Source organism: Streptomyces sp. NPDC057280, from assembly GCF_042668605.1.
Taxonomy (GTDB): Bacteria; Actinomycetota; Actinomycetes; order Streptomycetales; family Streptomycetaceae; genus Streptomyces.
Window position 1 is genome coordinate 249627 of record NZ_JBHUYR010000008.1, and the last position, 7244, is coordinate 256870.

Annotated in this window: 6 protein-coding genes; 5 read left to right on the forward strand and 1 reads right to left on the reverse strand. The window is 73.7% G+C overall.

The genetic code is table 11. The features are described 5' to 3' along the window. Positions 1 to 53 precede the first annotated feature (53 nt). From ACFUO4_RS35770 to ACFUO4_RS35785, 4 genes are read left to right on the forward strand one after another with little or no spacing between them, the layout of a single operon-like run. Positions 54 to 1544 (forward strand): ABC transporter substrate-binding protein, encoded by a 1491-nt coding sequence (locus ACFUO4_RS35770; RefSeq protein ID WP_383492712.1) that lies wholly within the window; start codon positions 54 to 56, stop codon positions 1542 to 1544. Positions 1545 to 1570: 26 nt separating this feature from the next. Then, positions 1571 to 3361 carry an ABC transporter permease subunit gene (locus tag ACFUO4_RS35775; protein ID WP_383492714.1) on the forward strand — a complete coding sequence of 597 codons (1791 nt, stop codon included), beginning with the start codon at positions 1571 to 1573 and terminating at the stop codon, positions 3359 to 3361. Beyond that, complete coding sequence (locus ACFUO4_RS35780; RefSeq protein WP_383492717.1) at positions 3333 to 4271, forward strand: ABC transporter ATP-binding protein; 939 nt, start codon at positions 3333 to 3335, stop codon at positions 4269 to 4271. The genes ACFUO4_RS35775 and ACFUO4_RS35780 overlap by 29 nt, the downstream gene beginning before the upstream one ends. After that, positions 4268 to 4942: an ATP-binding cassette domain-containing protein gene (locus ACFUO4_RS35785; protein WP_383492720.1), complete on the forward strand. Its 675-nt coding sequence runs from the start codon at positions 4268 to 4270 to the stop codon at positions 4940 to 4942. Before ACFUO4_RS35780 ends, ACFUO4_RS35785 begins: the two co-directional genes overlap by 4 nt. On the opposite strand, the gene ACFUO4_RS35790 is transcribed toward ACFUO4_RS35785, so the two are convergent. Continuing rightward, on the reverse strand, positions 4929 to 5510 hold the full coding sequence (locus ACFUO4_RS35790; RefSeq protein WP_383492724.1) for a TetR/AcrR family transcriptional regulator: 582 nt from the start codon (positions 5508 to 5510) through the stop codon (positions 4929 to 4931). The two genes, ACFUO4_RS35785 and ACFUO4_RS35790, sit on opposite strands and share 14 nt — an antisense overlap. 76 nt (positions 5511 to 5586) lie before the next feature. Here ACFUO4_RS35790 and ACFUO4_RS35795 point away from each other — a divergent pair, with 76 nt between their 5' ends. Further along, positions 5587 to 7107: an MFS transporter gene (locus ACFUO4_RS35795; protein ID WP_383492727.1), complete on the forward strand. Its 1521-nt coding sequence runs from the start codon at positions 5587 to 5589 to the stop codon at positions 7105 to 7107. Positions 7108 to 7244 lie beyond the last annotated feature (137 nt).

Genomic DNA, 7244 nt, shown 5'->3' on the forward strand with positions numbered 1-7244 from the left:
TGCTACGGTCGGCGCACACTGCCTCTTGACCACCCCTTTACCCGGAGGGTTCCGTGCGCCTGCCCGCTCGCCGTCTGCTCCCCGTCACCGCCCTCGCGGCGACGTCCGCACTGCTCACCGGCTGCTTCTCCGGGGCGGGCTCCGCCGCCGACGGCGACGGAAAGCGGGTGCGCGTCGCGATGATGCAGCCGCCGCGCTCGGGGCTCTCCCCGTTGTCGGACGACGCGTTCAAGCTGTCCCGCTGGTCGACGGCCGAGACGCTGGTGAAGCTGGACGCCGACGGAGACGCCGAACCCGCGCTCGCCACCAAGTGGCGGCAGAACGGCCGCACTTGGACCTTCGAGATACGCGACGGCGTCACCTTCCACGACGGCAGCGCGCTCGACGCGAAGGCGGTCGTACGGTCGCTCACCGCCGCCGCCACCGCCTCTCCCAAGCCCCGCATCCTCGACGGCGTCGACCTGACCGTGCGGGCCCAGGACTCCGACACGGTCAGCGTCACCACGGCCGACGACGACCCCCTCGTCCCGCAGCGGCTCAGCTCGCCGCAGCTGTCGATCCTCGCGGCGAAGGCGTACCGCGGGAAGACCGTGAACCCCGTCGGCGCCGGCACCGGCGCCTTCGAACTCACCCAGGTCGACGGCACCTCCTCCGCCACCCTCGACCGCTACGACGGCTACTGGGGCGAGCGGGCCAAGTCCCCGGGGATCGACGTGAAGTTCGTCCCGGACGGCACCGCACGCGCCGCCGCCCTCAGAAGCGGCGAGGCCGACATCGTCGAGGCCGTCCCGGTCTCGCAGGCGGCACTGCTGGACGAGGATCTCGTCACCGAGGTGCCGATGCCGCGCACCAACACCCTCTACCTCAACACCTCCGACGGCCCCTTCCGGGACGCCGGCCTGCGCGCCGCCGCCCGGGAGGCGATGGACGCCGGCTCGATCGTGCGGGGCGTGTACGAGGGGCGCGCCGATGTCGCCGAGGGGCTGCTGGGGCCCGCGCTGCCCTGGGCGGCCCAGCTGCGGTCGAAGGAGAAGCGGGCCGTCGCCCCGAAGGCGGACGGGCAGTCCATCACCATCGGCACCTTCACCGACCGCGCCGAACTGCCCGAGGTCGCGGCCACCCTGCAACAGCAGCTCCAGAAGGCCGGGTTCAAGGTCAAGCTGGAGATCCGCGAGTACGCCACCATCGAAACCGACGCGCTCGCCGGGGAGTTCGACGCGTTCATCCTGTCCCGCGCCACCGTCCTCGACTCCGGCGACCCGGCCGCCTACCTCTACAGCGACTTCGCCTCCGACGGCTCCTTCAACATCTCCCAGCTCGCCGACGCCCGGGTGGACGCGGCGCTGCGGAAGGCCGCCGGGACCGGCACCGGCGAGGCCCGGCGCAGGGCGGTCATCGCCGCCGAGGCCGCCGTACTGGCCACCGACGCCGCGATCCCGATGCTCCACGAGCGGGTGATCCAGGGCGACGCCGCCGGGGTCGTCGGCGCCGCGCACGACCCGCGCGAGCGGGAGCTGGTCACCACGGAGACCTACGTCAAGTGAGAGCCGGGAAAGCCGGGCCCGGGCCCATGAGACCGCGGCAAGTGCGCGCCTGGACGCGGGCGTTGCCCAGCGCCGCCGGGGCGACCCGCGCCCTCGGGCTGCTCGCGGTGGTCGCCGCCGTGGGGCTCCTGCCCTGGCTCTCCGGCAAGGACCCCGCCCTCACCGTCCTGCGCGCCCGCTCCGCCGAGCAGGAGCCGACGAAGGAGGCGCTGGACGCCGTACGGCGGGATCTCGGGCTGGACGCCGGTCCGCTGTCGCTGCTGGGGAGGTGGGCGTCCGGGCTGGTGCGCGGGGACCTCGGTACGTCCTGGGTGTCGGGGACCGAGGTGCTGCCGTCGGTCGTGTCCGGGTTGCAGGTGTCGCTGGCGCTGATGGGGGCGGCCTTCGGGGTGGCCCTGGTGCTGGCCGGTGCGCTGGTCGCGTCGGTGCTGGTGCGGGGACGGCGGTCGGCGGGTGCGTTCGCGGCGATGCTCGCGGCCGTGCCGGAGTTCCTGCTGGCCACCGTCGCGCTGCTGGTGTGCGGGGTGTGGCTGGGGTGGCTGCCGACGTCGGGGTGGCAGGGGCCTCGGTACATGGTGCTGCCGGCGCTCGCGCTCGGGGTGCCGGCGGGCGGGCTGCTGGGGCGGCTGGTCGCGGATGCGCTGCCGGGGGTGCTGGACGAACGGTGGGTGGAGCTGTGGCGGGGCGCCGGGGTGAGTCGGAGGCTGATCGCGGGGGCCGCGCTGAAGCGCGTCCTGCCGCCTCTGGTACCGCAGTTCGGGATGGTCGCCGTGGGGCTGACGGGTGGCGCGGTCGCCGTGGAGACCGTGTTCGCCGTGCCCGGTATCGGGCGTACGGCGCTCGGCGCGGCCAAGTCGCAGGATCTGCCGCTGCTCCAGGGGGCGGTGCTGGCGCTGTTGACGCTCGGTTTGGCCGTGGGCGCGCTGGCGGCCTTCACACGGCGTGGCCTGCTCGGCCCCGCCCTGCGTGACGCCTCCCTCGCCCTGCCTCCCGCCCGCCCGGTCCGTACACACCCCGCGATCCCGTTGACCCTGTTCACACTCCTCGTCGTGGTCATCGGCTGGGGGCTGCTGCGCGACCCGTACGCCGTCCACACCGCCGACCGGCTCACCGCGCCCTCCTGGTCCCATCCCCTCGGCACCGACGGCCTCGGCCGTGACGTCCTCGCCCGGCTCGGTCACGGCGCCGCCCCCACCGTGGGCACGGCCGCCGCCGTCTGTCTGCTGAGCCTGCTGGCCGCCCTCGCGCTCGGCTTCCTCCCCGGCGTCGCCGCCGGCGCGGCCGACATCGCCAACGCCCTCCCGCCGGTCATCGTCGGCATCCTGGTGGCCGCGGCGGCGGGCCCCGGCACCGGCGGCGCGGCCCTCGCGGTCGCCCTGATCTCCTGGCCCCCGCTGGCCGCCCACGCGGCGGCGCTGGTCCAGGAGGTACGCGCGTCCTCGTTCCTGCTGGCCCAACGGGCCCTCGGCGCACCCCCGTGGTGGATCCTCACCCGGCACGTCCTGCCCTCCGTCGCCGCCCCCGTCGCCCGGCACGCCCTCCTCCGGCTGCCCGGCATCGCCCTCGCCCTGGCCTCGCTCGGCTTCCTGGGCCTGGGCGCCCAGCCGCCCGCCCCGGAGTGGGGCCTGCTCCTCGACGAGTCCCGCGCCTACGTCGAACGCGCCCCCTGGGCCGCCCTCGCCCCCGCGGTGGCGCTGGCCCTGCTGGCGGGGCTCGCGGTGTCAGGGGCGGCCTCCGCACAGGGGCGCCACGCACCGCGTACCAGCCCAAGAGGGAAGGTGACCCCCGTTGACCCCGTTGACCCCGTCGGCGTCTGAACCCGTGCTCTGCGTCCGCGATCTGCGGATCGCCTTCGACGGCGTCGAGGTGGTCCGCGGACTCTCCTTCGACGTCCACGCCGGTGAAGTCCTCGCCCTGGTCGGCGAGTCGGGCGCGGGCAAGTCCCTGACGGCGAGGGCGCTGCTCGGGATGCTGCCGTCCGATGCCGTACAAACAGGCACCGTGCGGCCGGACTTGTCGGCCGCCCGCGGCCGCCGTATCGCCCTCGTCCCCCAGGACGCCCTGTCCGCCCTCTCCCCCGTGCACCCGGTGGGCGACCAACTCGCCACCGCCGTACGGTCGGTGGCCCGCGTCTCCCGTGCGGAGGCCCGCGTCAGGGCGGTGGCGGCGCTCGACCGGGTGGGCATCCCGGACGCCGCGCGCCGGGCACGGTCGTATCCGCACGAGTTCTCCGGCGGCATGCGGCAGCGCGCGGTCGTCGCGATGGCCACGATCAACGAACCCGACATCCTGGTCGCCGACGAACCCACCACCGCGCTGGACGAGGAGCGCCGCGACCAGGTGCTGCGGCTGCTCACCGAGCAGCGCGAGGCCGTCGGCGCGGCACTCGTGCTGGTCACGCACGACCTGGAGGCGGTACGACGGCACGCGGACCGCGCGCTGGTCATGTACGCCGGCCGGATGACCGAACTCGGCCCGGTGCGGGACGTGTTGGAGCGCCCTCTCGCCCCCTACACGGCGGGGCTGCTGGCCTGCCTCCCGCACAGCTCGCGAGGTCGCCGCCTCCCCACCCTTCCCGGCCTGCCCCCGAGCCCGGAGGCACTGCCGCCGGGCTGCGCCTTCGCGCCCCGGTGCCCGCACGCCTCGGAGCGGTGCGGACGCGAGGAGCCGCGGCCGGAGCGGGTGGACGGCCGACTGGTCGCCTGTCACCACTGGGAGAAGGTATGACGAGCGTCCCGCTGCTCGACGTCCGTGAACTCGTCGTCCGCTACGGCACGATGACGGCCGTCGACCACGTCTCCTTCACCCTCGACACGGGCGAGACGCTCGCTCTCGAAGGCCCGTCCGGTTGCGGCAAGTCGTCGACGGCCATGGCCGTACTGCAACTGCGCCGCCCGGACAGCGGCGAAGTCCGCTTCGAGGGACGGGAGTTGACCGGCCTCAACGAACGCGAACTCCGCCCGCTCCGCCCCCGTATGCAGCCCGTCTTCCAGGACCCGTACGGCTCGCTGAGCCCCCGCCATCGCATCCGGGACGCGGTGGCCGAACCCCTGCGTCTCCAGGGCCTGCGCCCCACCGCCGCCCAGGTCGCCGGACTCCTCGACCGCGTCGGCCTGGACCCGTCCTACGGCGACCGGCGTCCGCACGAGCTCTCCGGCGGCCAGTGCCAACGTGCCGGAATCGCCCGCGCGTTGGCCTCGAACCCACGGCTGCTGGTCCTGGACGAGCCGGTGTCGGCACTGGACCCCTCGGTCCGCGCCGGCATCCTGAACCTGCTGGCCGACCTCCGGGACGAGCTGGGCCTGGCCTACCTGTTCATCTGCCACGACCGGGCGGTCGTACGGCACTTCGCGGACCGGGTGATCGGGATGCGGGACGGACGGATCACTTCCCGGTGATGCCCTCCATCACCTGGCGGAGCCCCTCGGTGAGCGCGTCGGCGTCGGGCGCGTTCTCGGGATCGAAGATCCACTGGGTGATGAGCCCCGTCATCAGGGTCGTGTAGAACCTGCCGAGGGTGTCGCGCGTCCCGTCCGGCACGTCCTCCTCCGGCACACCCATGAACAGCGAGACGAGAGCCCGTTCGGCGTCCCGCTGCTGCTGCGCCAAGTGATCGCGCACGGCGGGCAGTTGATCCCCCATCGCCACGATCTCCACACTGAGGCGCCACATCGAACCGGGCCCCCGCATGGTGCCGATGATGTTCGACCACACCTCCCGGAACCGCTCGATCGAACCGGGCGACGCCACGATCCCCGCCGCGTCGCCGTCGAAGGCCTCGGAGAGGTCCCCGACCAGCGCCAGGTACGCCTCCGCGAGCAACGCGTCCTTCGAGCCGTAGTGGTAGCCGATCGAGGCCAGGTTGGTCCCCGACTCCTTGACGATGTCGCGCGCGGTGGTGCGCGCGAAGCCCTTGGCCAGCAGGCAGCGCTTGGCGCCTTCGAGCAGATCCTCACGGTGTCCCATGCGCCCACTCTATCTAGACAAGCGACTTATACAAGTGTCATAGACAAGCGTTTAAGACGTGCGTATAGTCCCTGGCATGACGAACTCGACGCGCACCAACTCCCTGGCCGGACGCCGGGAATGGACCGCACTCGGCGTGCTGATGCTCCCGCTGCTGCTGGTCTCGATGGACGTCTCCGTCCTCTACTTCGCGATCCCGTCGATCAGCGCGGACCTGGAGCCCTCCGGCACCCAGCAGCTGTGGATCTTCGACATCTACGCGTTCGTGCTGGCCGGTCTGCTGATGACGATGGGCGCGCTGGGCGACCGCATCGGCCACCGCCGGCTGCTGCTGATCGGCGCCACCGCCTTCGGCGCCGCCTCCCTGCTCGCGGCGTACGCGAACAGCGCCGAGACCCTGATCGCGGCCCGCGCGGTCCTCGGCATCGGCGGCGCGACCCTGATGCCGTCGACGATGGCGCTGCTGCGCACGATGTTCACCGACCCCGGCCAGCGCGCGAAGGCGATCGGCCTGTGGTCCGGCGTGATGACGGCCGGCATCGCGCTGGGCTCGGTGATGAGCGGGGTGCTGGTCGAGTACTTCTGGTGGGGCTCGGTCTTCCTGGTCAACCTGCCCGCCATGGCGCTGCTGCTGGTGCTCGGCCCGCTCCTGCTCCCGGAGTCCCGCAACCCGCGGGCCGGCCGCTTCGACTGGCTGAGCGTCCCCCTGTCCATGGCGGCCGTGCTCCCCGTGATCTACGGCCTGAAGGAGATCCCCTCCGAGGGCTGGAACGTCCGCTACGTCGTCTCGATCACCGTCGGTCTGCTCTTCGGGGCCCTGTTCGTGCACCGCCAGCGCACCACGGCCTCCCCGATGATCGACCCGGCCCTGTTCCGCAACCGCGGCTTCGCCCCCTCCGTCGCCCTGAACCTCGTCTCGGCGTTCGGGATCATGGGGTCGGCGTACTTCACCACGCAGTACCTGCAGTCGGTGCTCGGCAAGAGCGCCCTGGAGGCGGCGCTGTGGGCGCTGCTGCCGTCGGTGCCGATCGGTGCGGCGGCGCCGGTGGCGACGAGCCTGGTCCAGAAGGGCGTGGCCCGCGCCCGCGTCGTCACCGCCGGCTTCGTGATCGCCGCGGCCGGGTTCGTGGTCCTGGCCTTCGCCGGTACGGACTCGCTGTGGCTGGTGCTGACCGCGTGCGCGGTGCTGGCGGTCGGCGGTGTCGTGGTGATGTCCCAGATCATGGACCTGGCCATGGGCACGGCCCCGGCCGAGCGGGCGGGCACCGCGTCCTCGCTGATGGAGACCGGCTCGGAGTTCGGCGGCGCGCTGGGCATGGCGCTGCTCGGCTCCATCGGTACGGCCGTCTACCGCCACGAGATGCCGGCTTCAGCGCCGGACACGGCCCGCGAGACCCTGGGCGGGGCGCTGGCGGTGGCCGACCGGGTCCCCGGCCTCGCGAGGGTGGCCCGGGAGGCGTTCACCAGCGGGATGCAGGGAGCGGCGATCGGAGGGGCGGTGTTCCTGACGCTGGCGGCGGTGGTGGCGGCGGTGACGCTGCGGGGCGTGGGGACGCCGGAGCCGGCGGAGGCTGAGCGGGAGAAGGTGTCCGCCTGACGCAACGAAAAGGCGGGGCGCGCTGAGGACCGGTCCTCAGCGCGCCCCGGCGGGGGCGGGGTGCGTCGGCCGGGGGGGCGCGCGCGCGGCGCCCGGGGGCGCGGGGCCGCGGGCCCCGCGGGGTGGCCACGCGCCGG

Coding starts and splice junctions, on each gene's coding strand:
- ACFUO4_RS35775 (WP_383492714.1), top strand. CDS start 1,571: ATGAGACCGCGGCAAGTGCGCGCCTGGACGCGGGCGTTGCCCAGCGCC.
- ACFUO4_RS35785 (WP_383492720.1), top strand. CDS start 4,268: ATGACGAGCGTCCCGCTGCTCGACGTCCGTGAACTCGTCGTCCGCTAC.
- ACFUO4_RS35790 (WP_383492724.1), bottom strand. CDS start 5,510: ATGGGACACCGTGAGGATCTGCTCGAAGGCGCCAAGCGCTGCCTGCTG.
- ACFUO4_RS35795 (WP_383492727.1), top strand. CDS start 5,587: ATGACGAACTCGACGCGCACCAACTCCCTGGCCGGACGCCGGGAATGG.